Source organism: Rhodococcus sp. Z13, from assembly GCF_025837095.1.
Lineage (GTDB): Bacteria > Actinomycetota > Actinomycetes > Mycobacteriales > Mycobacteriaceae > Rhodococcus > Rhodococcus sacchari.
Genome location: NZ_CP107551.1, coordinates 1,868,491 through 1,894,370 on the forward strand (window position 1 = coordinate 1,868,491; position 25,880 = coordinate 1,894,370).

Sequence of the window (25,880 nt, forward strand, 5' to 3'; positions counted from 1 at the left end):
GGACGCGGCGTGGGGGACCGATCCAGCCCGTCGCGGGACGTTCGATTTCCACGGAGCCGCGGCACGTGGCACTCTGATGTCGTATCGGCTTGTCGACGGGTGGTGAGCGAGTGCTCAAGCTTCTGGGTGTCCGTTCGTTGGGCGGGCGCGACACCGCCGCCGTTCTGCGTGTGCTCGCCCGCGATCCCGTCGCGGCCTGCATGGTCGCCGGACGCATCGAGGAATACGGTCTCGACGGACGCGCCGTGGGCGGTGAGATGTGGAGCCGGGGCGGCCCCGAGGCGTCGCTGTGTTTCTCCGGCGCCAACCTGATCCCGCTGCTCGGCGCACCCGACGACATCCAGGCCTTCGCCGAGCGCGCCGGCCGCGGCCCGCGCCTGTGCTCGTCGATCGTCGGTCGCGCCGAGTACGCGCTGCCCATGTGGGAGCGTCTCGAACCGGCCTGGGGCACCCCGCGCGAGGTGCGCGCCGAACAGCCGCTGCTCGTCCTCGACCGCGAACCCCTCGTCGAACCCGATCCGCTGGTCCGGCCGGTCCGGCCGGAGGAGCTCGACGTCTACCTGCCCGCCGCCGTCGCGATGTTCATCGAGGAGGTGGGAATCGATCCCCGACTCGGCGACGGAGGCGCCGGTTACCGCCGCCGTGTCGCGAGCCTGATCGCAGCGGGACGCGCCTGGGCGCGCTTCGAGGACGGACAGGTGGTCTTCAAGGCCGAGGTGGGCTCGCAATCGTCGACGGTCGGGCAGATCCAGGGGGTGTGGGTCGCTCCCGAGCGTCGCGGCGAGGGTCTCGGTACGGCGGGCACCGCCGCGGTGGCGGTGGCCGTCACCCGCAGCGGCCGGCTGCCCAGCCTCTACGTCAACAGCTTCAACGTGCGCGCCCGCGCGGCCTACGCCCGCGCCGGCTTCCGGCAGGTCGCGACGTTCTCCACGGTGCTGCTCGACTGAACCCCGCACCCTCGCCCGTGCGTCCGCGGCGCTCCTGAACAGGACCGGTGGGCTCGGCGCCTACGATGACGGGCGATGAGATCCCGATCTTCGCTTCCGGCCCCCGCTCGCGGGGGTGTCGCCCGTCTCGTGGCACTGGTGTCGGCCACCGCCCTCCTACTCGTTCCGACGGTCGCGTGCAGCACCGGCCCCGTGGGACCCGAAGCGGCGGTGCGGTCCTTCTTCGAATCGTTCGCCGCCCAGGACTTCGAGGCCGCCGCGCAGCGCACCGACCGCCCGGAGGACTCCGCGGCGGCGATGCGGGAGGTCTGGGAGGGCCTGCAGGCCGAGTCGCTTGTCGCCACCCCCACCGCCACCCGCATGAGCGGTGATTCGGCGATCGTGAGCTACGGCTACGAGTGGCACCTTCCCAAGGACCGGGTCTGGGAGTACACCGGTGAGCTGTACATGGGCCGCAGTGGCAACGAGTGGGTCGTGCGGTGGGCCAAGTCCGTGCTGCACCCGCAGCTGGGGGAGCGGCAGTCGATGCAGCTGCGCAGCAGCCCCGCACCCCGCGCCCGCGTGAACGAGCACGGCGGCAGCGACATCCTCGTTCCCGGCACGGTCTACGGCGTCGCCTTCGACGCCTCCGCCAGCCGCGACGTGGCGACCGCCGCGCGGCAGCTGTCGGCGATCCTGTCGCAGTTCGACGAATCGCTCACCGCGCAGTCGATCGCCGAATCGGTGACCGCGGCGTCCGGACCGCGCGGCGTCGTGCGGCTGCGCGAGGAGGACTACGAACAGGTCGCCGACCGGCTGGCATCCGTGGAGGGTGTGGTCGTCACCGAGGAGGCCGATCTGGTCTCCACCGACCGCGACTTCGCGCCCGACCTGGTGGGGCAGATCAAGAAGACCGTCATCGACGAGGTGGACGGCACCGCCGGCTGGAGCGTGGTGGTGCTCAACCAGTACGGTGTCGACACCGACGTGCTCACCGAGACCCCGCCGCAGCCGGCGCCGTCGTTCTCGGTGAGCCTCGACAAGCCGATCCAGGTCGCGGCCCAGGCCGCGGTGGACGCCCGCGTCGAGCAGGCGATGATGGTCGTGATCGAGGCGTCCACCGGGGCGGTGCTGGCGGTGGCCCAGAACGAGGCGGCCGACAAGGACGGCCCGGTCGCGCTCGCGGGTCAGTACCCGCCCGGCTCCACCTTCAAGATCATCACTTCGGGCGCGGCGATCGGGCAGGGCCGGGCCACCGCCGACACGATGGTGCCCTGCCCGGGCAGCATCGTCATCGGCGAGCGCACCGTGCCCAACTACGACGGCTTCGCGCTCGGCACCGTCCCGCTCGCCACGGCCTTCGCCCGCTCCTGCAACACCACCTTCGCGAAGCTCGCGTCCGAGATGGACGCCGACGACCTGACCGTCGCCGCGGCGCAGTTCGGTGTCGGCGTGGACTACGACGTCGTCGGCATGCCGACCTTCACCGGCTCGGTGCCGCCGGCCGAGAACCTCGTCGAACGCACCGAGGACGGCTTCGGTCAGGGCAAGGTCGTGGTCAGCCCGTTCGGGATGGCGCTGGCCGCGGCGACGGTGGCGAGCGGTCGCACCCCGGTGCCCTATCTCATCAAAGGCCGCGACACCGCCGTCGAGGGCGAGGTCCCGCCCGTCTCCCCGGAGGTCGTCGAGAACCTGCGCGGCATGATGCGCCAGGTGATCACCAGCGGTACCGCCGACCGCATCCGCGACCAGGGCGACGTCTACGGCAAGACCGGTGAGGCCGAGGTCGAGGGCGGATCGCACTCCTGGTTCGTCGGCTACCGCGGAGATCTGGCGTTCGCGACGCTGGTCGTACGCGGTGGCAGCTCCGACAACGCCGTGGCCGTGACCCGCGACATGTTCGCGGCGCTTCCACCGGAGTACGCGGGCGCCTGAACCGGCCGGTGCGACCGTCGGCGCGTGAGCCGACCCTCCGGGGTCAGGCCTGCGCGGGATCGTCGGCGAGCACGGCGAGGCGCTCGAGCAGCGGCGCCACCGCGACCAGTTCGGCGGCGTCGTCACCCATGCCGGCGAGCACCTGCTGCATCCTCGAGGTCCACATGCGCCGGATGAGGTCGCCGTTGTGCTCGGCCAGGGGAGTGCGGTGCAGGTGGTACGACCGGCCGTCCCGGGGGTTGGTCGTGCGGGTGACGAGTCCGCGGCCGACGAGACTGCGCACCGTGGCGCTGACGTTGCTGCTCTGCAGCCCGAGCATGCGGGCCAGTTCGGACACGGTGATCCCGGGGTGATCGGACAGCACCCGCAGGACCTCGATCTCGGACTGGGGGATGCCCATCAGGCCCGCTTCGCGTTCGCCGACGCGCTGCAACTTCCACACGAGCGTGCGCACGCTGTCGGCCAGGCGCTCGACGTCGGCGTCGGTGATCCTCACTTCATCGGGCATGCTTCGATGCTAGGCGATTATGTATATATAGATTCATATATAAATTCGAAGATACCGATAGAGGTGTGATGAACCCGTCCTCCGAGACCGTCTCCGGAGCGAAGACCGACCACCACGGCACCCACGAACAGGGAGGCGCCGGCCTGTCCGGGGCCGGAGTGGCCTCGCTGTGCCTCCTCGCCGCGCTCGCCCCCCTCGCCGTGGACATGTACCTGCCCGGCTTCACGGAGTTCGCCGAGGAATTCGACGCCACCGCCTCGGCCGTGCAGTTCACCCTGACCGCCTTCCTCATCGGCATGGCGCTCGGCAACCTGATCATCGGCCCGCTCTCCGACCGGCTCGGCCGCCGCTCCTCGATGCTCGTCGGCACCGCCGTGTGCGCCCTCGCGAGCATCGTGTGCGCGATCGCCCCCTCGGTGGAACTGCTCGCCGCCTCCCGCTTCCTGCAGGGCTTCGCCGGAGCCGCCGGCATCGTGGTCGGCCGCGCGGTCGTCTCCGACCGCGCCCAGGGCATGGCCGCCGCGAAGCTGTTCGGCCTGCTCGTGCTCGTCAGCGCCGTCGCCCCCATCGTCGCGCCGCTGATCGGCGGCGGTCTCGTCCTGTCCGTCGGCTGGCGGGGCGTCTTCTGGCTCCTGGCCCTGCTGAGCCTGCTCATGCTGGCCGCGATCGTCCTCTTCCTGCCCGAGAGCCTGCCCGCCGGCAAGCGCACCGCCGGGGGACTCGGCGGCCTGGTCCGCGGCATCGGCGTGGTGCTGCGCGACCGCACCTATCTCGGCTACCTGCTCGCCCACACCTTCGCGTTCGGCGTGCTCTTCGCCTACATCTCCGCGTCCCCGTTCGTGATGCAGAAGATCCACGGCCTGTCCACCGGCTGGTTCACCCTGCTGTTCGCGTTCAACGCAGTGGGCATCAGTCTCGGCAACGTCGTCAACCAGAAGATGCTCCAGCGCACGAGCCCGCACCGCCTGCTCGGCATCGGCCTGGCGCTGCTGGTCTTCTGGTCGGCCGTCCTCACCGTCAACGCCCTCGCCGGCCCCGTGCTGGGCGTGACCGTGGTGGCGCTGTGGTTCGGTGTCGCCAGCCTCGGTCTGGTACTCGCCAACGCCGCGACCCTCGCCCTCGGCCAGGTCCGGCAGGCCGCCGGCACCGGCTCGGCGCTCCTCGGCGCCCTGCAGTTCCTGCTGGCCGCGGTCGTCGCCCCGATCGTCGGTGCGTGGGGCGAGTACACCGCGGTCCCGATGGCCGTCGCGATGTTCGTCACCGCCGTCCTCGGCCTCGGATCGATGGCGCTGGTCCGCAACCGCTGATCCTTCTCCACCCCCGACCCGTGCGGGGCCGTACCTTCGGGGCGGCCCCGCACGGGTGTGTCCGGAGCGGGTCAGGGCAGCAGACCCCACTTGCGCGCCGTGACCACCGCCTCGTGGCGGGAGTGGACGTCCAGCTTGCTCATCGCGCTGCGCAGATAGCTCTTGACGGTCTCGGCGCCGACCGACAGGCGCTGCGCGATCTCGGCGTTGCTGCACCCCAGTGCGACGTGCGACAGCACGTCCGTTTCGCGCGGCGACAGCACGACGTCCGGCCGCTCCGCCGGCACCGCCCCGTCGAGGACTCCCGCGAGGCGGTCCGACAGCGACCGCAGCTTCTCCTGCAGACCCGGATCGTCGACGTCCTGGGCCAGGGTGCGCAGTTCCGCGTGGACCTCCCGCACGTGCGCGGACGCGACCGGGTCGCGGTCCTCGGATGCGCGCGCCAGCATCGCGAGTCGCCGGTCCACCTCGTCGCGCACCGCGATCTCCTGCGCCAGCCGCGCCGCCGCCTGTGCGAACGCGTTCACCGCCCGCTCGCCGACCGGCGCGCACTCGCGCGCGGCGCCGTAGAGCACGGCGCGGGCGACCCCGCCGACCATCACCGGCACGGCGAGGATCGACCGCAGTCCCTCGCTGAGCACGGGCCGGTCGAAGTGGTGGGTGATCGCGGGGGAGCGCCCGTAGTCCGCCACCGTGGCCGCGCGTGCCTCCGCCAAAACCCGGCCGCCGAGGCCGGCGCGGGGCGGCACGACGACGCCCGCGAGGCTGTTGGTGCGGGTGCCGAGGAACTCGCTGAGCTGCAGAGTTCCGTCGCGGACCTCGCCGGCGAAGACCACCGGCAACTGGGCGTGTACGGCGGTGCGGCGAAGCTCGGCGCGCAGCGCGTCTCCGTCTCGGGGACGCAGGAGTGGCGACGCTGTAGGCGGCACGACGTCACCCCTTTCCGGGGGTATCGGGGACAGCATGTGACTCGGATCATAGACCGTGTGGGGTGTGGTGGGTCACCACGCCCGGACGAGTACGGACGAGAGGACGATCCATGGTCGACATCGCGAATCGAGTGCAGGAACTGCTCGAACGCTACGACACAGCCGATGCATGCGCAGCGCAGCTGCTGTGCGACGACCACCCCGCCGACGCCGTGGCGTTCACCGTCGTCGAGAGCGACCTCTCCGCCACCGACCTCACCTACGGCGACCTGCGCGAGCGCTCCTCGCAGTTCGCGGCCGCCCTCGCCGATCTCGGTGTCGAACCCGGCGACCACGTCGCCACCCTGATGGGTAAGTCCGCCGACCTGGTCGTCGCGCTGCTGGGCATCTGGCGGCGCGGCGCGGTCCACGTCCCGCTGTTCACCGCCTTCGCGTCGCCCGCCATCGCGTTCCGGCTCGAGGCCAGCGCCGCGAAGATCGTGATCGCCGACCGCGACCAGGTCGCCAAGCTCGCCCCCGGCACCGACATCCCCGCCGACGTGCCGTGGCGCGTGATCGTGGCCGGTTCGGGGGACGCGGCGGACATCGGCCGCGACGTCCTCGACTTCGCCGCGCTGCTCGCCGCACACGGCGCCGACGAGCCCGGTGGGCAGGCCGTGGCGGTCGGCAGCGGGGGACGGCTCGTGCAGCTGTTCACCTCCGGCACCACCGGCACCCCCAAGGGGGTTCCCGTCCCGGTCAAGGCGCTCGCGTCCTTCCACGCCTACCTGGAGTTCGGGCTCGACGTACGTGAGGACGACGTCTTCTGGAACGCCGCCGACCCCGGCTGGGCGTACGGGCTGTACTACGCGCTGCTCGGCCCCCTGGCCGCCGGCCGCCGCAGCCTGCTCCTGCACGCGGGCTTCTCGCCCGCGCTGACCTGGCAGGTCCTCGACACCTTCGGCGTCACCAACTTCGCGGCCGCGCCGACCGTCTATCGCAGCCTCAAGGCCGACACCGCCCCGCACACGCCGGTGCGGCTGCGTCGCGCCTCCTCGGCCGGTGAGCCCCTCACCCCGGACGTGCTCGAATGGTCGCAGGAGACCCTCGGGGTGACCGTACGCGACCAGTACGGCCAGACCGAACACGGCATGTTCGTCGTCGACGCCTGGGCCGATGATCTGCGCGAGAACACCCCCGCCCGCTCGATGGGCAAGCCGCTGCCCGGCTGGACCTGCGCCGTGCTGCGCGAGGACTCCGACGAGATCGCCGAGCCCGGCGAGGTCGGCCGCGTCGCGATCGATGTACAGGCGAGCCCGCTGATCTGGTTCACCGGCTACGTCGACGCCCCCGAGAAGACCGCCGAGCGTTTCAGCGCCGACGGACGCTGGTACCTGACCGGCGACGCCGGCAAGGTCGACGAGAACGGATTCTTCTTCTTCTCGTCCCGCGACGACGACGTGATCATCATGGCCGGCTACCGCATCGGCCCGTTCGACGTGGAGTCGGTGCTGGTCATGCACCCCGACGTGGTGGAGGCCGCGGTCGTGGGCCTGCCCGACGAACTGCGCGGCGAGGTGCTCGAGGCGTTCGTGGTGCTGCAGGAGGGCATCGAGGGCGACGACGCCCTCGAGACCGAACTGCAGCAGCTGGTGAAGAAGAAGTACGCCGCCCACGCCTACCCGCGGGCCGTCCACTTCGTCCCGCACCTGCCCAAGACCCCCAGTGGCAAGGTGCAGCGGTTCAAGCTGCGGCAGGCCGGCGCCCTGGGCTGAACGGGGCGCTCCCGGATCGGGTCGCCGGGGGAGCGGAGCACAGGGTCCGACATGCACAGGGGCTAATCTGGATGCCATGTCGACCCGCGCTCCGCTCGTCCCCGGTACCCCGACTCCCATCCGGGAGGTCCCTCCGTCCATCGAGCGTCCGGAGTACGCGTGGAAGCCCACGGCCAAGGAAGGCAACGAGCCGTGGGTGCAGACCCCCGAGACGATCGAGAAGATGCGGCTGGCCTCGAAGCTCGCCGCGCAGGCCCTCGTCGAGGCCGGTAAGGCCGTCGCGCCGGGCGTGACCACCGACGAACTCGACCGCATCGTCCACGAGTACCTGTGCGACCACGGGGCCTACCCGTCGACGCTCGGCTACCGCGGCTTCACCAAGTCGTGCTGCACCTCGCTCAACGAGGTCATCTGCCACGGCATCCCCGACACGACCGTCGTCGAGGACGGCGACATCGTCAACATCGACGTCACCGCCTACATCGACGGCGTGCACGGCGACACCAACGCCACCTTCCTCGCCGGCAACGTCTCGGAGGAGGTGCAGCTGCTCGTCGAGCGCACCCACGAGGCCATGATGCGCGGCATCAAGGCCGTCAAGCCGGGCCGCGCCCTCAACGTCATCGGCCGGGTCATCGAGGCGTACGCCAACCGGTTCGGCTACGGCGTCGTCCGCGACTTCACCGGACACGGCATCGGCGAGACCTTCCACAACGGCCTGGTGATCCTGCACTACGATCGGCCCGACATCGACACGATCATCGAGCCGGGCATGGTGTTCACCATCGAGCCGATGATCAACCTGGGCACCCCCGACTACGAGATCTGGGACGACGGCTGGACCGTGGTCACCAAGGACCGCAAGTGGACTGCCCAGTTCGAGCACACCCTCGTCGTCACCGACACGGGCGCGGAGATCCTCACCCTCCCCTGACCGCCGGCGGAGGGCACCCCGGCACACTCCTTGCCGCCGTGTAGCTTTGGCGCATGGAATCGAGGACGGTGACCACCCCGGGTGGAGACGTGCACGTACGGATCGGGGGACCGGAGAGCCGGTTCACCGTGCTGTTGCTCCCCGACGCGGACGAGAGCGCCGAGGCGTACGACGTGGTGTGCGAACGCCTGCACAACTCCGACCTGCGGACCGTGGTCGTCGACGCCGGCGCCTCGCTGACCTCCGCGGACGTCTTCGCCCTGCTCGACGCACTCGCTCTGCCATGGGTACACCTCGCCGGCAGCGGCACCGGCGCCGAACTCGCCTGGGCCGTCGCCTCGGGCCGCTTCGGCCGCTTCGCCAGCCTCGTCGTCGCCGACCGCGGCCACCCCGCCGTCCCGGACCACGCCGGCGTCGTCCGCGATCCCGCGGCCCCGCCCGCGGAGGTGCCCACCACCATCGTCATCGGCGACGCGACGCGCCGCGCCGAGGCCGACGCCTCCATGCGCTACGTCACCGGCGAGTTCCGGGTCGTCGAACTCGACGGTGTCGCCAGCGTCCCCGCCGAGGCCCCGGCCGACTTCGCTTCGGCGATCGCACTCCGCACCGGCAGCTGGTGAGAGCCGTGTGGCCCGTCCCGGGGCGACGGGCCACACGAGGGCACGGTCTACAGGCCGAGCAGGGCGTTCTCCACGAGCTCCGGCAGTGCCGGGTGGATCCAGTACTGACCGGTCGCCATCTCCCGCGCCGGCAGACCGAACGACATCGCCTGGATGAGCGGCTGGATCACCGTCGAGGCCTGCGCACCGATGATGTGGGCGCCGAGCAGCAGACCGGTCGACCGGTCGGCGATCAGCTTGCAGAAACCCTCGGTGTCCTCCATGGCCCAGCCGTAGGCGACGTTGCCGTAGTCCTGGATCTTGACGGAGATGTCGTATCCGGCCTTCCGTGCCTCGGCCTCGGTGAGACCGACCGACGCGATCTGCGGATCGGTGAACACCGCCGACGGCACGTAGCGGTGATCCGTGCGCTGCAGCGCCGCGGTGTCCCCGGACCACGCGTCGTGCAGCAGGTTGTGCTGCACCACCCGCGCCTCGTGGTTGGCGACGTGCTTGAGCTGGAAGGGCGACGACACGTCGCCGAGCGCGAACACTCCCGGCGCGGTGGTGCGCTGGAACTCGTCGACCACGATCCGGCCGGCCTCGTCGAGTTCGATGCCCGCCGCGGACACGTCCAGCAGGTCGCCGTTCGGCCGGCGGCCCGTCGCGACGAGCAGGGCGTCCCCGCTCACCACGGTGCCGTCGGCGAGCACGACCTCCACCCCGTCGCCGACCGGGCGGAACTCCCGCGCCGGGTTGGCGAGGTGCACGTCCCACTTGGCCGCGGCGAGCGCCGTGAACCGCTCGGAGACGTCGGCGTCGAGGTGCCGCAGCAGCCGGTCGGTGCGGGCGACCACCGACACCCGCGTGCCGAGGGCGGAGAAGACGTGCGCGAACTCCATCGCGATGAAACCGGTCCCGAGGATCACCAGCGATTCGGGCAGCTTCGGCAGCCGCATCACGTCGTCGCTCGTGTGGTATCTCACACCGGAATCGACGACCTCCTGCGGAACCGTCGGCCGCGACCCGGCCGCCACCACGACCTGATCCGCGGTGATGGTCTCGCCGGTCCCGGTGTCGAGGGTGCGTTCCCCGACGAACCGGGCGTGCCCGTCGTAGACCGTGACGTTGGCGCAGTCCTCGCGCCGGTACCGCTCACCGCCGGCGGCGATGGGGTCGATCCGGCCGAACACGCGGTCGACGATGTCGTTCCACCGCACGCCCTGCAGTTCGGCGTCGATCCCGTACTTCGCCGCGGTCCGCACCGTGTGCGCGACCTCCGCGGCGTAGACGTACATCTTGGTGGGGATGCAGCCCACGTTCAGACAGGTGCCGCCGAAGACGCCCTTCTCGAGGATCGCGACACGCTTCCCGTCGTACCGCTCGTCGAGGATCGAATTCCCCGATCCGGTGCCGATGATCGCGAGGTCGTAGTGGGTCACGCGTGCTCTCCCAGGGGTCGAAGCGGAACGGAGGCGGCGTCGGCGGAGGTCTCCGCCGATCCGTGTCCGTCCAACCATTCCAGCCACAGATCCAATTCCCGGAAGGCGGTGGCCAGCGGGCGGGGTTCGGACAGGAAAACGTCGTGCCGCGCCCCGGGGATCGGCACGATCGTCGTGCGGTCACCCAGGCAGCCCGCCCAGCGGGCGATCTGCCGCACGTCGAGCACCGCGTCGACGGTGTCGATCGACGGGTCGTAGGCCGGGGCGGACCGCGACCGCGCGGACCGCAGGATCAGCGACGGCACCCCCACGTCCAGACCCTCGTGCAGGCGGGCGTGCCCGTGCCGGACCGCACGCAGCCATCCGAACCGGATGGGGAAACCGGTGAGCGGCTTCCACTCGAGGTCGTAGGTCCAGCCGCCGCCCTGCAGACTGCGGCCGTAGGTGTCGAGCTTGCGGAGCGGGACCAGCGCCTGCGGCTTCACGCGACCGACGACGTCGATCAGTGCGGTGCCGACGTTCCGCAGGTAGGACGGCCCCTGCAGGTCGAACCACGGACTGTTGAGCACCAGCCCGCACACTCCGGCTCCGCGCACCCCGCCGGGTCTGCGGCCGAGCCGGTCGAGCCACAGCGGCAGTACCAGCCCGCCCGTCGAGTGCGCAGCCAGCAGCACCCCGCCGCCGACCTCGCCGCGCACGACCTCGAGTGCCTGCTCGAGTTCGGCGTCGTAGAAGGCGAGGTCGGTGACGAAGTGCGGGGTGTGCCCCGGCCGGCGCGAACGACCGCACTTGCGCAGGTCCAGCGCGAAGAAGCGGTAGCCGCGGGCCGCGAAGTGCTCCGCGAGGTGCTGCTGGAAGAAGTAGTCGGTGAATCCGTGGACGTAGAGCACGGCGCGATCGGGCAGATCCGTCGAGGCGGGCTGGTATCGCACGAGGGTGGCGGAGATCTCACCCTCGCCGTCCGGATCGGTGCCCAGCGGCAGCTCGAGCTGCTCGTATCCGTCGCCGAGGACATCGGAACGCCAAGTAGTCACTATCACACCCTATGGGTGTTCGGCCTGGGTCGCGCAGGGTACACAATGAGGTGAAACGAAACGCCGGGCAACGCGCGGGTAACCTGTCGGTCGCGGTCGCACGGCGCATTGCGGCCATCACGCGGACCAGAACGTCGGACACCTCGGCGGCGCGTGCGAACCCAGACAAGGAAGTCGATTTCCCAGTGTCAGAGAACGTAGTAGAGGCGAAGACCGACGTAGTGCTCGTTGGCGCGGGCATCATGAGCGCAACCCTCGGTGCGTTGTTGCGTCAGCTGCAGCCCGACTGGTCGATCACCGTCTTCGAGCGCCTCGACGCCGTCGCCGGTGAGAGCAGCGACCCCTGGAACAACGCGGGCACCGGCCACTCGGCGCTGTGTGAGCTCAACTACACCCCGGGCAAGCCCGACGGTTCCGTGGACATCACCAAGGCCGTCAACGTCAACGAGCAGTTCCAGGTCTCGCGTCAGTTCTGGGCGTACGCCGTCGACCACGGGATCCTTCCCGACCCCAAGAACTTCATCAACCCCGTCCCGCACGTGAGCTTCGTGCACGGCGCGGAGAACGTGAAGTACCTGCGTGCCCGCTACGACGCGCTCGCCGGCCACCCGCTCTTCGAGGGCATGGAGTACACCGAGAGCCCGGCGGTCTTCTCCGAGCGTCTCCCGCTCATGGCGAAGGGCCGCGACTTCTCCGATCCGGTCGCGCTGAACTGGACCGAGACCGGCACCGACGTCGACTTCGGTGCCCTCACCAAGCAGCTGATCAACAACGTCGCGGCCTCCGGCGGCACCGTCTTCTTCGGCCACGAGGTCACCGGACTGAAGAAGCAGTCCGACGGCAGCTGGGTCGTCAAGGTCGAGAACCGCCGCACCGGCGAGTCCCGCAAGGTCCGCGCGAAGTTCGTCTTCGTCGGCGCGGGCGGCGGCGCCCTGCACCTGCTGCAGAAGTCCGGCATCAAGGAGATCAGCGGCTTCGGCGGCTTCCCCGTCTCCGGTGCCTTCCTGCGCTGCACCAACCCCGAGGTCATCGCGCAGCACAGTGCCAAGGTCTACGGCAAGGCCGCGGTCGGTGCGCCCCCGATGTCGGTGCCGCACCTCGACACCCGCGTCATCAACGGCAAGCAGGGCCTGCTGTTCGGCCCCTACGCCGGCTGGTCGCCGAAGTTCCTCAAGAAGGGCGGCGTGCTCGACCTGCCGAAGTCGGTCAAGCCCAACAACCTCATGTCGATGCTCGGCGTCGGCGTCACCGAGCTGGGCCTGGTCAAGTACCTGATCGGTGAGCTGACCCAGTCGCCCGCCGACCGCATCGTCACCCTCTCCGAGTTCGTGCCCGAGGCCCGCATCGAGGACTGGGAACTCATCGTCGCCGGCCAGCGCGTGCAGGTCATCCGCCGCAAGGGCATGGGTGGCGTGCTCGAGTTCGGTACCGCCGTGGTCAACGCGGCGGACGGCTCGATCGCCGGTCTGCTCGGTGCCTCGCCGGGTGCCTCGACCGCCGTGCCGGCCATGCTCGACGTGCTCCAGCGCTGCTTCCCGCAGGACTGGACCCGCTGGCAGTCCAAGCTCCAGGAGATGGTCCCGTCGCTCGGCCGCAAGCTCGCCGACGACCCGGCGCTGTTCCGCCAGGTCTGGGAACACAGCACCACGGCCCTGAAGCTCGACGCCCCCGCAGGCGCCGAGGCCGCTCCGGCCGTCGAGGCGACCGCGGTCTGAGACCGCACATCGACCCGGCGGTTCCGGTAGGACCGTCCGTCGGAACGTACACAACTGCACCTGTGGCCCGTGGCGATGCCCGGGCCACAGGTGTCCTGTAGGAGAGCCGGTGCTGGGAAGCACCGCGACAGAGAGATGGGTGAAGCCGGTGTCCGCTGCCGCGGGGGACGAGACCAGCTACCTGGTGGGCCTGAATCTGCAGGGACGACGCGTCGTGGTCGTCGGGGGAGGCAGCGTCGCACAGCGGCGCCTCGGCCTGCTCGTGGCGTCCGGCGCCGAGGTCCACGTCGTCGCCCGCGCCGCTACCCCGGTGGTCGAGAGCATGGCCGCCAAGGGGCGCATCACCCTCGACCTGCGCGACTACCGCGACGGTGATCTCGACGGCGCCTGGTACGTGCTGGCCTGCACGAACGAACCGGAGACCAACGCCGCGATCGTGGCCGAGGCCGAACGGAACCGGATCTTCTGCGTCCGCGCGGACAACGCCCGCCAGGGCAGTGCCGTCACCCCCGCCACCGCTCACTACGACGGGTTGTCCATCGGTGTCCTCGCCGGTGGCGACCACCGGCGTTCCGCGGCGGTGCGGACCTCCATCCGCGACGCCCTCGCCGGTGCCGCGGTCTCGGACTTCGACGACGCCGGGACCAAGCCTGCCGGTGTCGCGCTCGTCGGTGGCGGCCCCGGCGATCCGGACCTGATCACCGTGCGGGGCCGGCGACTGCTCGCCCGCGCCGACGTCGTCGTCGCCGATCACCTCGCGCCGCAGGAACTGCTCGCCGAACTCGACCAGCAGGTCGAGGTCATCGACGCCGCGAAGCTGCCCTACGGGCGGGCCATGGCCCAGCAGGCCATCAACGACATCCTGATCGACCGGGCCAGGGCCGGGAAGTTCGTCGTCCGCCTCAAGGGCGGCGACCCGTACGTCTTCGGCCGCGGCTACGAGGAACTCGAGGCGTGTACCGCCGCGGGCATCCCCGTGACCGTCGTGCCCGGCATCACCAGCGCCATCTCGGTGCCGTCCGCCGCCGGCATCCCCGTCACCCACCGCGGTGTCACCCACGAGTTCGTCGTCGTCAGCGGCCACGTCGCCCCCGACCATCCCGACTCGCTCACCGACTGGGACGCCCTCGCGAAGCTGCGGGGCACCCTCGTGCTGCTCATGGCCGTCGAACGCATCGGGCAGTTCGCCGACGCCCTGCTCGCCGGGGGGCGGCCCGCCGACACCCCGGTGGTCGTCGTCCAGGAGGGCACCCTGCGCAGTCAGCGGGTGGTCCGCGCCGACCTGTCGACCGTCGCGCAGCGCGTCCGGGAGGAGGCGGTCCGTCCGCCCGCGATCATCGTGATCGGGCCCACGGCCGGATTCGGTCTCGACGCCGACGATCCCGGGACGGCGTCGGATTCCGCAGCGGACGGTGGGTAACGTTGGGACGCGTGGCAGCTACCTCGCACTCCTCGACCACCCGCGCGGTAGCGCTGGCGATGCTGGTCCTGAGCGGCCTGCAGTTGATGGTCGTGCTCGACGGGACGGTCGCGAACCTGGCCCTCGCACCCCTGCAGGACGATCTCGGCCTCTCCGACGCCGGACGCAACTGGGTGCTCACCGCCTACGCCCTCGCCTTCGGCGGATTGATGCTGCTCGGCGGCCGGCTCGGCGACAGTTACGGCCGCAAACGCATGTTCATCGCCGGTGTCGGCCTGTTCACCCTGGCGTCGCTGCTGTGCGGCCTGGCCACGAACCCGGCGATGCTCGTCGCCGCCCGCGCCCTCCAGGGAGTCGGTGCCGCGGTCGCCTCACCCACCGCGCTGGCGCTGGTCGCGACCACCTTCCCGGCCGGACCCGCCCGTAACCGCGCCATCGCCGTGTTCGCCGCGATGACCGGTGTCGGGTCCATCGCCGGGCTGATCCTCGGTGGCGCCCTCACCCAGGTCTCCTGGCGGTGGATCTTCCTCATCAACGTCCCCATCGGGGTGCTCATCGTCTCCCTCGCGTTCGTCGCGCTGCGGGAGACCTCCCCGGAGCGCCTCGCCCTCGACGTGCCGGGCGCGATCCTCGCGACCCTGGGCTGCACCGGCCTCGTCTACGGCCTGACCGAGGGACCGGAACTCGGCTGGACCAGCGCCACCGTGATCGGCGCGATCCTCACGGGGCTCGTGCTGCTCGGCGTGTTCCTCGTCGTCGAGCGCCGCGCCGCGAACCCGCTGCTGCCGTTCGTGCTGTTCCGCAACAAGGACCGGGTCGCCACCTTCGTCGCGATCTTCTTCGCCGGCGCGGTCATGTTCAGCCTCGCCGCCTTCGTCGCGCTGTTCGTGCAGGACATCCTCGACTACACCCCGCTCGCCGCGGGGCTGGCCTTCGTGCCGTTCGCCTTCGGCCTCGGCGGTGCCGCCGCCGTCTCGTCCAAGCTCGTCGCCCGCATCGAACCCCGCTGGCTCGTGGTCACCGGGTCGGCGATCATGACCGTCAGCCTGCTCTACGGGTCGACGATGAACGCCGACGTCCGCTACTTCCCGACCCTGTTCGTGCTGGTGCTCGTCGTCGGTTTCGGGGTCGGCCTGGCGGTGGTGCCCCTACCGCTGTGCGCGATCTCCGGTGTCGGCCAGCACGAGATCGGCCCGCTGTCGGCGATCGCGCAGGTCGCCCAGACACTCGGCGGTCCGGTGGGCCTCGGTGTGATCGGGGCGATGGCCACCTCGAGGACCCTCTCCCTCGGCGGCACCTCGGGAGCGGTCGCGGAGATGACGGAGGCCCAGCTCGTCGCGCAGGGCGAGGGCTACATGTTCGCGCTCGTCGGGTGCGCAGTGTGCGCGGTGATCGCCGGGGTGGCGGCGCTGTTCATCCGCTTCACCCCCGAGGAGGTCGCGCAGGCCCAGGAGGCCGAGAAGGCCGCCCAGACGTCCTGACGTAGCCGGGCCGTTCCCGGGTATCCGACCGTCATGCAGGTCGGTGTACGCGAACGGATCGGTGTCGTCGGAGCGTGGCTCGTCCGCGCCGCACGCGAGTCCGGGCACGAGCGGTACGTCGCCCTCCAAGGGCTGCGCTCCACCCTGGCCGCGGTCGTCGCGTGGCTCGTCGTCGCGGAGGTCTTCCACTTCCAGCAGGCCTTCCTCGCCCCCTACGTTGCGGTGTTCCTCGTCGAGGCGACCGTGCTGCGCTCCCTGCACCAGGCCGCAGTGCAGGTGGGGGCGGTGGTGGCGGGGCTGCTCGTCGCCGTCGTGGTGACGCGGCTCGTGGAGTCCACCACCGCGGCGATCGGCACGGCGGTGGCCGTCGGCTACGTCGTCGGGCGCTGGCGACGGTTCGGCTCCAGCGGCATCTGGGTGGCGATCACCGCGCTGCTCGTCATCGCGGCCGGCACCACCGACAGTCCCGTCCTGCTCGGCGAACGCCTCCTCGAGACGATGATCGGCGCCGGGGTCGGCGTCGCGGTGACCGCGCTGGTCTTCCCCCCGGTCTACGCCGCAGGAAAGGAGGGCGCCGCGCTCACCGGCGAACTGCGCGACCTGCTGCAGGACATGGCCGACGGATGCCGGGAGGGCGGATCGGACCGGCGCGGCTGGGTACAGCGGGCCCGCGGCATCGACGGTCTCGTCCAGCGTGCCTTCGACGAGTCGCGGTGGACGCACGAGAGCGTGCGGCTCAACCCACGCCCGTCCGCCGTGCACGCGGGGGAGTACGCGCGGCGCTGGGACCGCACCCTCGAGGACCTGTCGTCGGTGCCGAGCGCCGTGAAGGAACTCGCCCACGCCCTCGACCCGGTGCTCGGCGACGATCCCACCGAGAACGACCGGAACGAGGTGCGGTCGGCGGTCGCGGCGGTGCTCGACTGCCTCGCCGAGGCGACCGACGCCGTCGAACACGGTCGGGAGATCGACCCCGAGGGGTCGTGCCGCTGCAGCCTGGCCGAACTCGAACGGCTGACCACCGCCTCGGACGATCTGGTACTCACGGCGCGGCTCGGCGCCGTCCTGCACACCGCTCACCGGATCGTGGGGGCGCTGGGTCCCGAGGTCAGGTGAGCACGATCAGCTCGGTCGGCGACTCCACCTCGACCCGCAGACCCGCCTTCGACGCGATCCGGGCGAGACCGTCGACGTCACCGGGTTCGGCCCGGGCCAGCACCAGTGCGCGGGCCAGCAGCCCCTTGTGGTGCTTGTTGAAGTGGCTCACGACCTTGCGGGTGCCGTCCGGTTTCTCGGTGAGCACCGTCGCGGTCACCGCACCGGGCACCGGGCCGAGCTGCTGGTAGATCCCCGACCGCAGGTCCACGACGAGCTCCCCGGCCGCCTCCGCGATCAGGGCGTCGGTCAGTTCCGGCCGCCACAGTGCTTTCAGCGTCCCGAAGCCGGGCAGCTTCGAGCCGCCCGACAGTCGGTAGGCGGGAATCGGATCGTCCGCGCGGACCGCCCCGAACAGCGCTGACCCGATACCCACACGCCGGTAGGCCTTGTCCCGCTGGGCGCGGGTGAACGAGGCGGTGTCGAGCGCGTCGTAGAGCACACCGGTGTAGCGCTCGAGCGCGGGCCGGGTGGGAGAGACCCACAGCTTGGCGTTGCGCTCGATCTCGTCGGCGCCCTTGCTGCCCAACCCGAGCGCACGGCTCGACTCCTCGGGGTCGGCGGCGAGGTCGACGAGCGCCTGCACCAGCGTCTCCCGGGTCTCCGTCAGCTGCGGCATCGACAGCTCGGCGAGGTCGAGGGGCGCACCGTCGCCGCCGTCGGACTTGGTCTCGGAAGGGGGGAGAAGCACCAGCACAACCGGTAACCGTACCGATGCCGCCGCGGGCCGGGACGGTAGGCTGCTGGTTCGTGATCACCCGCATGTCGCACCTGTTCCTCCGCACCCTCCGTGACGACCCGGCCGACGCCGAGGTCGCGAGCCACAAGCTGCTCGTCCGAGCCGGCTACGTGCGGCGCATCGCTCCCGGCGTGTACTCGTGGCTGCCGCTGGGCCTGCGTGTGCTCCGGCAGATCGAACGCGTCGTGCGGGAGGAGATGAACTCCATCGGCGCCCAGGAGATCTCCCTGCCGGCGCTGCTGCCCCGCGACCCGTACGAGACCACCAACCGGTGGACCGAGTACGGCGACGGCCTGTTCCGCCTGCAGGACCGCAAGGGTGGCGACTACCTCCTCGGCCCGACCCACGAGGAGATGTTCGCCCTGACCGTCAAGGGTGAGTACAACTCCTACAAGGACTTCCCGGTCACGCTGTACCAGATCCAGACGAAGTACCGCGACGAGGAGCGGCCCCGCGCCGGCATCCTCCGCGGCCGCGAGTTCGTCATGAAGGACTCCTACAGCTTCGACCTCACCGACGAGGGCCTCGCCCAGTCGTACAAGGCGCACCGCGACGCCTACGAGCGCATCTTCACCCGTCTCGGCGTGAAGTACGTCATCGTCTCGGCCACCTCGGGCGCGATGGGCGGCAGTGCCTCGGAGGAGTTCCTCGCCGACTCCCCGGCCGGTGAGGACACCTACGTACGCTGCCTCGAATCGGGCTATGCCGCCAACGTCGAAGCCGTGAAGACCCTCGCCCCCGCGCCGCTCCCCATCGAGGGACAGCCGGAGGCCGTCGTCCACGACACGCCCGACACCCCCACCATCGACTCGTTGGTCTCGGTGGCCTCCGAGCTCCTCGGCCGCGAGGTCCACGCCTCCGAGACCCTCAAGAACATCCTGGTCAAGGTCCGGCAGCCGGGCGGCGAGTGGGAACTGCTCGGCATCGGCATCCCCGGCGACCGCGAGGTCGACGACAAGCGGCTCGAGGCATCCCTCGAACCGGCCGAGGTCGAACTGCTCACCGACGCCGACTTCGAGGCCAACCCCTTCCTCGTCAAGGGCTACATCGGCCCGAAGGCGCTGCTCGACAACGGCGTGCGGTATCTCGTCGACCCGCGCGTGGTGGACGGCACCAGCTGGATCACCGGCGCCGACGAGCACGGCAAGCACGTCTTCGGTCTCGTCGCCGGCCGCGACTTCACCCCGGACGGCACCATCGAGGCCGCCGAGGTCCGCGACGGCGACCCGTCGCCGGACGGTGCCGGCCCGCTCGTGTCGGCGCGCGGCATCGAGATCGGCCACGTCTTCCAGCTCGGCCGCAAGTACACCGACGCGTTCGAGGTCGACGTGCTCGGCGAGAACGGCAAGCCGGTCCGGCCCACCATGGGCTCCTACGGCATCGGCGTGTCGCGCCTGGTCGCCGTCGTCGCCGAGCAGCAGCACGACGACAAGGGTCTGCGCTGGCCGTCGGAGATCGCGCCGTTCGATGTGCACCTGGTGATCGCCAACAAGGACGAGCAGGCCCGTGAGGGCGCCGAGAACCTCGCCGAGGAGCTGTCGAACGCGGGACTCGAGGTTCTGCTCGACGACCGCAAGGCCTCGCCCGGCGTGAAGTTCAAGGACTCCGAGCTGCTGGGCATGCCGCTGGTCGTCGTGGTCGGCCGCGGTTTCGCCGACGGCAAGGTCGAGATCCGCGACCGGTTCTCCGGCGAGGCCGAGGAGGTTCCGGTCGGCGACGCCGTCCGGCACGTCCTCGGCCGCTGATCCGCAATCGGACGCCGACCCGGAACACACTGCAACGACGGTCCGCGCCGCACCTTCCGGGTGCGGCGCGGACCGTGTCGTCGGGGCGTGTGGGGGCTGCCGTCAGGGCTGGCCGGGGAAGGGGAGCGAGGGCGGAGCCCCGAGCCGTACCCGCCAGCGGGCCGCCCGCAATGCCGCCTCGGTGAGCGCGGTGATCGCCGCTCCGCGCGTGGACTCGCTGTGGGCCCGCTCGACCACCGATCGCCACGCGACCGCGGTGTCGTTCTCGATCTGCTCCGCCAGCCGGGCCGCAGAATCGGGATCGGTCACCGGGAACGGCACGGTGTAGCCGGGCGCCGCGACCGGTGGTTCGACGCTCGCGGCGTGCAGCGCCTCGATCGTCGCGTCGCGTCGCGCCCGGTGCGCCGCGGTGTCCTCCGCCACCGCATCCGCCCAGGGATCGGCGAAGGCCGCGACGATGCCGTAGCCGAACACCGCCGCGTGCTCGGCGGCGAGCGCGTCGACGAGGGACTGCTGTTCGGGACCGAGACCGGGAGTGCTCACAGCAGCACCTCCGTCTGCACCGCGCACGCCGCGCTGATCGAGGCGAGCACCCCGGCGCGGTAGCCGGACAGGATGCGCGCCAGGTCCGCGGCCTCCCGCTGCGAGCGGGCCAGCCGTTCCCGCAGTTGCTCGAGGGTCGGGGGATCCCCGGACGGCAGTGCCGGGGTCGTCGACGACGGTGTGAAGCTGGTGGTCGCGCCCCGCATCCGGGCCACCTCGGCCTCGAGCACGTCGGCGTGGGCGGTGCGTTGCTCGGCGATCGTCGTCAGGGCCGCGGCGGAGTCCGGGAGCAGGGCGACGAGCGCGGTGGCGGTGGCCGCGTCCGTGCGGGCCCGGGCGATCTGCGGCTCGAGCGGGTCGGCCCGGTCCGCGTCGTCGTCGGAAGCGCCGCACGCCGTGGTCGTCGCCAGTCCCAGTCCGCCCACCGCGACCGAGGACCACCGCAGCAGGGTCCGGCGCGAGAGGCGTCGGTGGGACGCTGGGGAACGGTCGGCTGTCATGGGCACCGGACCATCGTGCCAGCCTGCGTTCCGCAGTGAGGACGGCGGCCTGGTCACGGCGACGCCGGACGCGGGTTAGGCTTGATGTCTGCCGGTGCGCACCGCCCCGGCCGATGCCCGCTGCGACCACAACTGAACGAGGAGCCTGCCCGCAATGCCTGTGCCGCCCCCGGAGAGGATCGTCGAGCTCGTCTCCGATCTGCTCGCGAATGAGGGATACGACCTGGAGGACGCGGTGGTCACGGCTGCCGGCAAGCACAGTACGGTGCGTCTCCTGGTCGACAGTGACTCCGGTCTCGGCCTCGACGAGGCGGCCCGGCTGAGCCGGCTGGTATCCGAGAAGTTCGACAGCGTGTCCGACTTCGGGGAGGCACCCTACGTGCTCGAGGTCACCAGCCCCGGCATCGGTCGTCCACTGACGCATCCCCGCCACTGGCGGCGCGCACAGGGACGCAAGGCGAAGATCGAACTGGCCGACGAGACGATCGTGGCGCGCATCGGCGAACTCGTCGGTGACGAGATCCGGCTCGTCGTGCCCGACCGCTCCGGCCCCGTGCTGCGGGCGGTGCCGCTCGCCGAGGTGCGGCGCGCGGTGGTGGAGGTGGAGTTCTCGCCGGCCCCGCTGCGGGAACTCGAGCTCGCCGGGGGGCTCCCCGACGGCCGAGTGGCCGCCGGTGTGCTGCCGGAGGAGACCGGTGACGAGACCGACAACGACGACGATTCCGACGACGTGAACGAAACGAAGGTGGACAAGTGAATATCGAGATCGCGGCCCTGCGCATGCTGGAGGCCGAGAAGGGCATCCCGTTCGACGAGCTCATCGCGACGCTCGAGACGGCCCTGCTCACGGCCTACCGGCACGTCGAGGGCCATCAGCCCCACGCGCGGGTCGTCGTCGACACCAAGACCGGTGCCATCCAGGTCATCGCCGAGGAACGCGACGCCGACGGCACCCTGATCGCCGAGTGGGACGACACCCCGGAGGACTTCGGCCGCATCGCCGCCACGACCGCGCGGCAGGTCATCATGCAGCGCATCCGCGACGCCGAGCACGAGCAGCGGTTCGGCGAGTTCGCCGCCCACGAGGGTGAGATCGTCTCCGGTGTCGTCCAGCGCGACGCGCGCGCCAACGCCCGCGGCATGGTGGTCGTCAAGATCGGCGGCGAGGCCAACAACGCCGAGGGCCTGATCCCGCCGGCCGAGCAGGTGCCGGGGGAGACCTACGAGCACGGCGACCGCATCAAGTGCTACGTCGTGGGTGTCTCCCGCGGCCAGCGCGGCCCGCAGATCACCCTCTCGCGCACCCACCCGAACCTCGTGCGGAAGCTGTTCGCACTCGAGGTACCGGAGATCGCCGACGGCTCCGTCGAGATCGTCGCGGTGGCGCGCGAGGCGGGACACCGCTCCAAGATCGCCGTGCACTCGACCGTCCCCGGCCTCAACGCCAAGGGCGCGTGCATCGGCCCGATGGGCCAGCGCGTGCGCAACGTCATGCGCGAGCTCGGCGAGGAGAAGATCGACATCATCGACTACGACGAGGACCCGGCGAAGTTCGTCGGCAACGCCCTGTCGCCGTCGAAGGTGGTGTCCGTCACGGTCGTCGACCCGGATGCGCGCGCCGCACGGGTCGTGGTCCCCGATTTCCAGTTGTCCCTGGCGATCGGCAAGGAGGGTCAAAACGCCCGGCTCGCGGCGCGCCTGACCGGCTGGCGCATCGACATCCGCAGCGACGCCGCGCCCGGCGGGAACGAGGGTTCGCGCCCCGGTCCGACAGGCGCATGAGGGTGGGATGCGGGATTCCGGGCAAAACAGCGGTACAGTGGTCGATGGTTCAGCATGACCTGTCATCGACCGACGGGGAACGCACCTTCCCGGTGCGAACCTGCATCGGATGTCGGCAGAGAACGCTGGCTGCCGATCTGCTGCGGGTCGTGGCGCGGAAACAGGAACCCTCGGGTTTCGCCGTGGTTCCCGATCCCGACCGCAGGCTTCCCGGGCGAGGAGCATGGTTGCATCCCTCTCCGGAGTGCCTCGGTCTCGCCGTTCGGCGCCGAGCATTCGGCAGGGCACTGCGCGTGACCGGGAATCCGGACACCGCGGCGCTGGATCAGCTGGTCGGGTCCACGGAAGAGTGAGCACGGACGCATGGATCGGCTTCGGCCGGGTAGGCGACCGTGGGAACTGAAGACGAGGAACACCAACAGTGACATCGCACTCTGAGAAGAACAGGCACGAACACTCATGAGCACACCGTGAAGCACCAGCGATGAACGTCCATCGGAGATAACCCGAGGTCGTGCGGGCAGTCGGCCGCTCGACCTCATCAGTGAGGAGAGCAGTGGCAGGCAAGGCCCGCGTGCACGAGTTGGCCAAGGAACTCGGTGTCACCAGTAAGGAACTACTCGCGAAGCTCAAGGAGCAGGGCGAGTTCGTGAAGTCCGCGTCGTCGACGGTCGAGCCCCCCGTGGCCCGTCGTCTGCGCGAGTCGTTCGGCAAGACGGAAGGCGACAAGCCGGCCGACAAGGCCGCAACCCCCGCACCGAAGCCCGGTGCGCCCCGGCCGGGTCCCCGGCCCGCCGCTCCCGCCGCCCCGGCGGCCGAGACGGCACGCCCGAAGCCGGGCGCCCCGAAGCCGGCGGCTCCGAAGCCCGCACCGGCTCCGGAGAAACCCGCGGCCCCCGCTGCCCCGGCGGCGGCCCAGGCCCCGGCTCCGAGCCCGGCCCCGCAGGCTCCGCCGCGAAGCCCGGCCCGAAGCCGGCCGGTCCGCGCCCGGGTCCGAAGACCCCGCGCGTCGGCAACAACCCCTATTCGACGGCTCCCGCCGAGCGTCCCGCTCCGCGTCCGGCCGGGCCGCGTCCCGGCCCGGGCGGACCGCGCCCGACGCCGGGTCAGGTCGGCCCCCGTCCGACCCCGGTCAGGGACGTCCCGCCGCGGGTCCCGGTGGACCGCGCCCGACCCCCGGCCCGGGCGGACCTCGTCCGGCTCCCGGCCAGGGCGGACCGCGTCCGGCCGCCGGCCCCGGTGGACCTCGTCCGGCTCCCGGCCAGGGCGGACCGCGTCCGTCCCCGGGCTCGATGCCTCCCCGCCCGAACCCGGGTGCCATGCCGCAGCGTGCTCCGCGTCCGGCGGCGACCGGCCGTCCGGGTCGTCCCGGCGCGCCCGGTGGACGTCCCGGTGGTGGCGGCGGCGGTTACCGCGGTGGCGGTGGCGGTGCTCCCGCGGGTGCCGGTGCTCCCGGCGGCTTCCGGGGTCGTCCCGGCGGTGGCGGTCGCGGCCGCGGTGGTGCGGCCGGTGCCTTCGGCCGTCCCGGTGGCGCTCCGCGTCGTGGTCGCAAGTCGAAGCGGCAGAAGCGGCAGGAATACGATTCGATGCAGGCGCCGTCGGTCGGCGGTGTCCGGCTGCCGCGCGGCAACGGTGAGACCATCCGGCTCGCGCGCGGCGCGTCGCTGTCCGACTTCGCGGAGAAGATCGACGCGAACCCGTCGGCCCTGGTCCAGGCGCTGTTCAATCTCGGTGAGATGGTGACGGCGACCCAGTCCGTCAACGACGAGATCCTCGAGCTGCTCGGCGCCGAGATGAACTACGTCGTGCAGGTCGTCTCGCCCGAGGACGAGGACCGCGAGCTGCTCGAATCGTTCGACATCCAGTACGGCGAGGACGAGGGCACGGAGGAGGACCTCCGTCAGCGTCCGCCGGTGGTCACCGTCATGGGTCACGTCGACCACGGCAAGACCCGCCTGCTCGATACGATCCGCAAGGCGAACGTCGGTGCCGGCGAGGCCGGCGGCATCACCCAGCACATCGGTGCCTACCAGGTGATGACGCACCTCAACGGCGAGGACCGCCTGATCACCTTCATCGACACCCCGGGTCACGAGGCGTTCACCGCCATGCGTGCCCGCGGTGCGAAGTCGACGGACATCGCGATCCTCGTGGTCGCGGCCGACGACGGCGTCATGCCGCAGACGGTGGAGGCGATCAACCACGCCCAGGCGGCGGACGTCCCGATCGTGGTTGCTGTCAACAAGATCGACAAGGAGGGTGCGAACCCCCAGAAGATCCGTCAGCAGCTCACCGAGTACGGCCTCGTCGCGGAGGAGTACGGCGGCGACACCATGTTCGTCGACATCTCCGCCAAGCAGAACATCAACATCGACGAGCTGCTCGAAGCGGTGCTGCTCACCGCCGACGCGGCCCTCGATCTGCGGGCCAACCCCGACATGGAGGCGCAGGGCGTCGCCATCGAGGCGCACCTCGACCGCGGTCGCGGTCCGGTCGCGACGGTGCTCGTCCAGCGCGGCACCCTGCGGGTCGGTGACTCGATCGTCGCCGGCGACGCCTACGGCCGCGTGCGCCGCATGATCGACGAGCACGGCGAGGACGTCCTCGAGGCGCTCCCGTCGCGTCCGGTGCAGGTCGTCGGCTTCACCTCGGTGCCCGGCGCAGGTGACAACCTGGTCGTGGTCGAGGAGGACCGCATCGCACGGCAGATCGCCGACCGGCGCAACGCCCGCAAGCGCAACGCGCTGGCGGCCCGCAGCCGCAAGCGCATCAGCCTCGAGGACCTCGATGCCGCGCTCAAGGAGCACAACGAGCTCAACCTCATCCTCAAGGGCGACAACTCGGGTACCGTCGAGGCCCTCGAGGAGGCCCTCATGGGTATCGAGGTCGACGACGAGGTGCGCCTGCGGGTCATCGACCGCGGTGTCGGTGGCGTCACCGAGACCAACGTCAACCTCGCTGCCGCGTCGAACGCCGTGATCATCGGCTTCAACGTCCGCGCCGAGGGCAAGGCCACGGAGCTCGCGAACCGCGAGGGCGTCGACATCCGCTACTACTCGGTCATCTACCAGGCGATCGACGAGGTGGAGAAGGCCCTCAAGGGCATGCTCAAGCCGATCTACGAGGAGGTCGAGCTCGGCCGCGCCGAGATCCGCGCGATCTTCAAGTCGTCGAAGGTCGGCAACATCGCGGGTTGCCTCGTGCAGTCCGGCATCGTCAAGCGCAACGCGAAGGCGCGCCTGCTCCGCGACAACAACGTCGTGGCGGAGAGCGTCACCATCTCGTCGCTGCGCCGCGAGAAGGACGACGTCACCGAGGTCCGCGAAGGCTTCGAGTGCGGTATGACGATCACCTACTCCGACATCAAGGTCGGTGACGTGATCGAGGCGTACGAGTTGCGCGAGAAGCCGCGCGACTGATCTACCCGCGCCC

21 protein-coding genes and 1 pseudogene are annotated in these 25,880 nt (G+C 71.0%); 15 read left to right on the forward strand and 7 right to left on the reverse strand.

Annotation, left to right across the window (positions count from 1 at the left end):
- Positions 1-110: 110 nt before the first annotated feature.
- Positions 111-947, forward strand: a complete 837-nt coding sequence (locus OED52_RS08535; protein ID WP_264154211.1) for a GNAT family N-acetyltransferase — start codon at positions 111-113, stop codon at positions 945-947.
- Positions 948-1,022: 75 nt separating this feature from the next.
- Positions 1,023-2,861, forward strand: coding sequence for a penicillin-binding transpeptidase domain-containing protein (locus OED52_RS08540; protein WP_264154212.1), 1,839 nt, complete (start codon positions 1,023-1,025; stop codon positions 2,859-2,861).
- A 43-nt stretch (positions 2,862-2,904) separates the two neighbouring features.
- Here the strand turns inward: OED52_RS08540 and OED52_RS08545 are convergent, their stop codons facing one another.
- Positions 2,905-3,369 (reverse strand): MarR family winged helix-turn-helix transcriptional regulator, encoded by a 465-nt coding sequence (locus tag OED52_RS08545; protein ID WP_264154213.1) that lies wholly within the window; start codon positions 3,367-3,369, stop codon positions 2,905-2,907.
- A 68-nt stretch (positions 3,370-3,437) separates the two neighbouring features.
- Here OED52_RS08545 and OED52_RS08550 point away from each other — a divergent pair, with 68 nt between their 5' ends.
- Positions 3,438-4,676 carry a multidrug effflux MFS transporter gene (locus OED52_RS08550; RefSeq protein ID WP_264154214.1) on the forward strand — a complete coding sequence of 413 codons (1,239 nt, stop codon included), beginning with the start codon at positions 3,438-3,440 and terminating at the stop codon, positions 4,674-4,676.
- A 71-nt stretch (positions 4,677-4,747) separates the two neighbouring features.
- Here OED52_RS08550 and OED52_RS08555 read toward each other — a convergent pair whose 3' ends face one another.
- Positions 4,748-5,605, reverse strand: a complete 858-nt coding sequence (locus tag OED52_RS08555; protein ID WP_264154215.1) for a response regulator transcription factor — start codon at positions 5,603-5,605, stop codon at positions 4,748-4,750.
- Between the two features lie 110 nt (positions 5,606-5,715).
- Between OED52_RS08555 and OED52_RS08560 the strand changes: the two genes are divergently transcribed.
- From OED52_RS08560 to OED52_RS08570, 3 genes are all read left to right on the forward strand, one after another.
- The gene (locus OED52_RS08560) at positions 5,716-7,359 is read left to right on the forward strand and encodes an AMP-binding protein (protein ID WP_264154216.1); all 1,644 of its coding nucleotides are present in this window, start codon (positions 5,716-5,718) and stop codon (positions 7,357-7,359) included.
- Positions 7,360-7,435: 76 nt separating this feature from the next.
- On the forward strand, positions 7,436-8,293 hold the full coding sequence (map, locus tag OED52_RS08565) for a type I methionyl aminopeptidase (protein ID WP_264154217.1): 858 nt from the start codon (positions 7,436-7,438) through the stop codon (positions 8,291-8,293).
- Between the two features lie 53 nt (positions 8,294-8,346).
- Complete coding sequence (locus OED52_RS08570) at positions 8,347-8,913, forward strand: alpha/beta fold hydrolase (RefSeq protein WP_264154218.1); 567 nt, start codon at positions 8,347-8,349, stop codon at positions 8,911-8,913.
- A gap of 47 nt (positions 8,914-8,960) precedes the next feature.
- On the opposite strand, the gene mtr is transcribed toward OED52_RS08570, so the two are convergent.
- Together mtr and OED52_RS08580 are read right to left on the reverse strand one after the other, a co-directional pair.
- On the reverse strand, positions 8,961-10,334 hold the full coding sequence (gene mtr / locus OED52_RS08575) for a mycothione reductase (protein WP_264154219.1): 1,374 nt from the start codon (positions 10,332-10,334) through the stop codon (positions 8,961-8,963).
- Positions 10,331-11,368 (reverse strand): alpha/beta hydrolase, encoded by a 1,038-nt coding sequence (locus OED52_RS08580; protein WP_264154220.1) that lies wholly within the window; start codon positions 11,366-11,368, stop codon positions 10,331-10,333. The genes mtr and OED52_RS08580 overlap by 4 nt, the downstream gene beginning before the upstream one ends.
- A 185-nt stretch (positions 11,369-11,553) precedes the next feature.
- On the opposite strand from OED52_RS08580, the gene mqo reads away from it, so the two are divergent.
- The 4 genes from mqo (at position 11,554) to OED52_RS08600 (ending at position 17,100) form a co-directional block, all read left to right on the forward strand.
- Positions 11,554-13,083 (forward strand): malate dehydrogenase (quinone), encoded by a 1,530-nt coding sequence (gene mqo, locus OED52_RS08585; RefSeq protein WP_264154221.1) that lies wholly within the window; start codon positions 11,554-11,556, stop codon positions 13,081-13,083.
- Between the two features lie 148 nt (positions 13,084-13,231).
- Entirely contained in the window at positions 13,232-14,503 is a 1,272-nt protein-coding gene (cobA, locus tag OED52_RS08590; RefSeq protein ID WP_264154624.1) for a uroporphyrinogen-III C-methyltransferase, read from the forward strand.
- A 59-nt stretch (positions 14,504-14,562) separates the two neighbouring features.
- Positions 14,563-15,984: an MFS transporter gene (locus tag OED52_RS08595; protein WP_264154625.1), complete on the forward strand. Its 1,422-nt coding sequence runs from the start codon at positions 14,563-14,565 to the stop codon at positions 15,982-15,984.
- Positions 15,985-16,017: 33 nt separating this feature from the next.
- Positions 16,018-17,100 carry an FUSC family protein gene (locus OED52_RS08600; RefSeq protein ID WP_264154222.1) on the forward strand — a complete coding sequence of 361 codons (1,083 nt, stop codon included), beginning with the start codon at positions 16,018-16,020 and terminating at the stop codon, positions 17,098-17,100.
- Here the strand turns inward: OED52_RS08600 and yaaA are convergent.
- Complete coding sequence (gene yaaA, locus OED52_RS08605) at positions 17,093-17,836, reverse strand: peroxide stress protein YaaA (RefSeq protein ID WP_264154223.1); 744 nt, start codon at positions 17,834-17,836, stop codon at positions 17,093-17,095. The two genes, OED52_RS08600 and yaaA, sit on opposite strands and share 8 nt — an antisense overlap.
- 53 nt (positions 17,837-17,889) lie before the next feature.
- Between yaaA and OED52_RS08610 the strand changes: the two genes are divergently transcribed.
- Positions 17,890-19,623, forward strand: coding sequence for a proline--tRNA ligase (locus OED52_RS08610; RefSeq protein ID WP_264154224.1), 1,734 nt, complete (start codon positions 17,890-17,892; stop codon positions 19,621-19,623).
- A gap of 102 nt (positions 19,624-19,725) precedes the next feature.
- Here the strand turns inward: OED52_RS08610 and OED52_RS08615 are convergent, their stop codons facing one another.
- Both OED52_RS08615 and OED52_RS08620 read right to left on the reverse strand, forming a co-directional pair.
- On the reverse strand, positions 19,726-20,166 hold the full coding sequence (locus OED52_RS08615) for a ferritin-like domain-containing protein (RefSeq protein WP_264154225.1): 441 nt from the start codon (positions 20,164-20,166) through the stop codon (positions 19,726-19,728).
- A complete protein-coding gene (locus OED52_RS08620; protein WP_264154626.1) occupies positions 20,163-20,666 on the reverse strand; it encodes a hypothetical protein in 504 nt (167 codons plus the stop codon). Before OED52_RS08620 ends, OED52_RS08615 begins: the two co-directional genes overlap by 4 nt.
- 154 nt (positions 20,667-20,820) lie before the next feature.
- On the opposite strand from OED52_RS08620, the gene rimP reads away from it, so the two are divergent.
- The 4 genes and pseudogenes from rimP to infB all read left to right on the forward strand — a co-directional run bounded on the left by rimP (position 20,821) and on the right by infB (position 25,867).
- Positions 20,821-21,423: a ribosome maturation factor RimP gene (gene rimP, locus OED52_RS08625; protein WP_264154226.1), complete on the forward strand. Its 603-nt coding sequence runs from the start codon at positions 20,821-20,823 to the stop codon at positions 21,421-21,423.
- Positions 21,420-22,448 (forward strand): transcription termination factor NusA, encoded by a 1,029-nt coding sequence (gene nusA, locus OED52_RS08630; RefSeq protein WP_264154227.1) that lies wholly within the window; start codon positions 21,420-21,422, stop codon positions 22,446-22,448. Before rimP ends, nusA begins: the two co-directional genes overlap by 4 nt.
- Positions 22,449-22,492: 44 nt before the next feature.
- Positions 22,493-22,801: a YlxR family protein gene (locus OED52_RS08635; RefSeq protein ID WP_264154627.1), complete on the forward strand. Its 309-nt coding sequence runs from the start codon at positions 22,493-22,495 to the stop codon at positions 22,799-22,801.
- A 203-nt stretch (positions 22,802-23,004) separates the two neighbouring features.
- Positions 23,005-25,867 (forward strand): annotated as a pseudogene (infB, locus tag OED52_RS08640) (translation initiation factor IF-2).
- Positions 25,868-25,880: the final 13 nt, after the last annotated feature.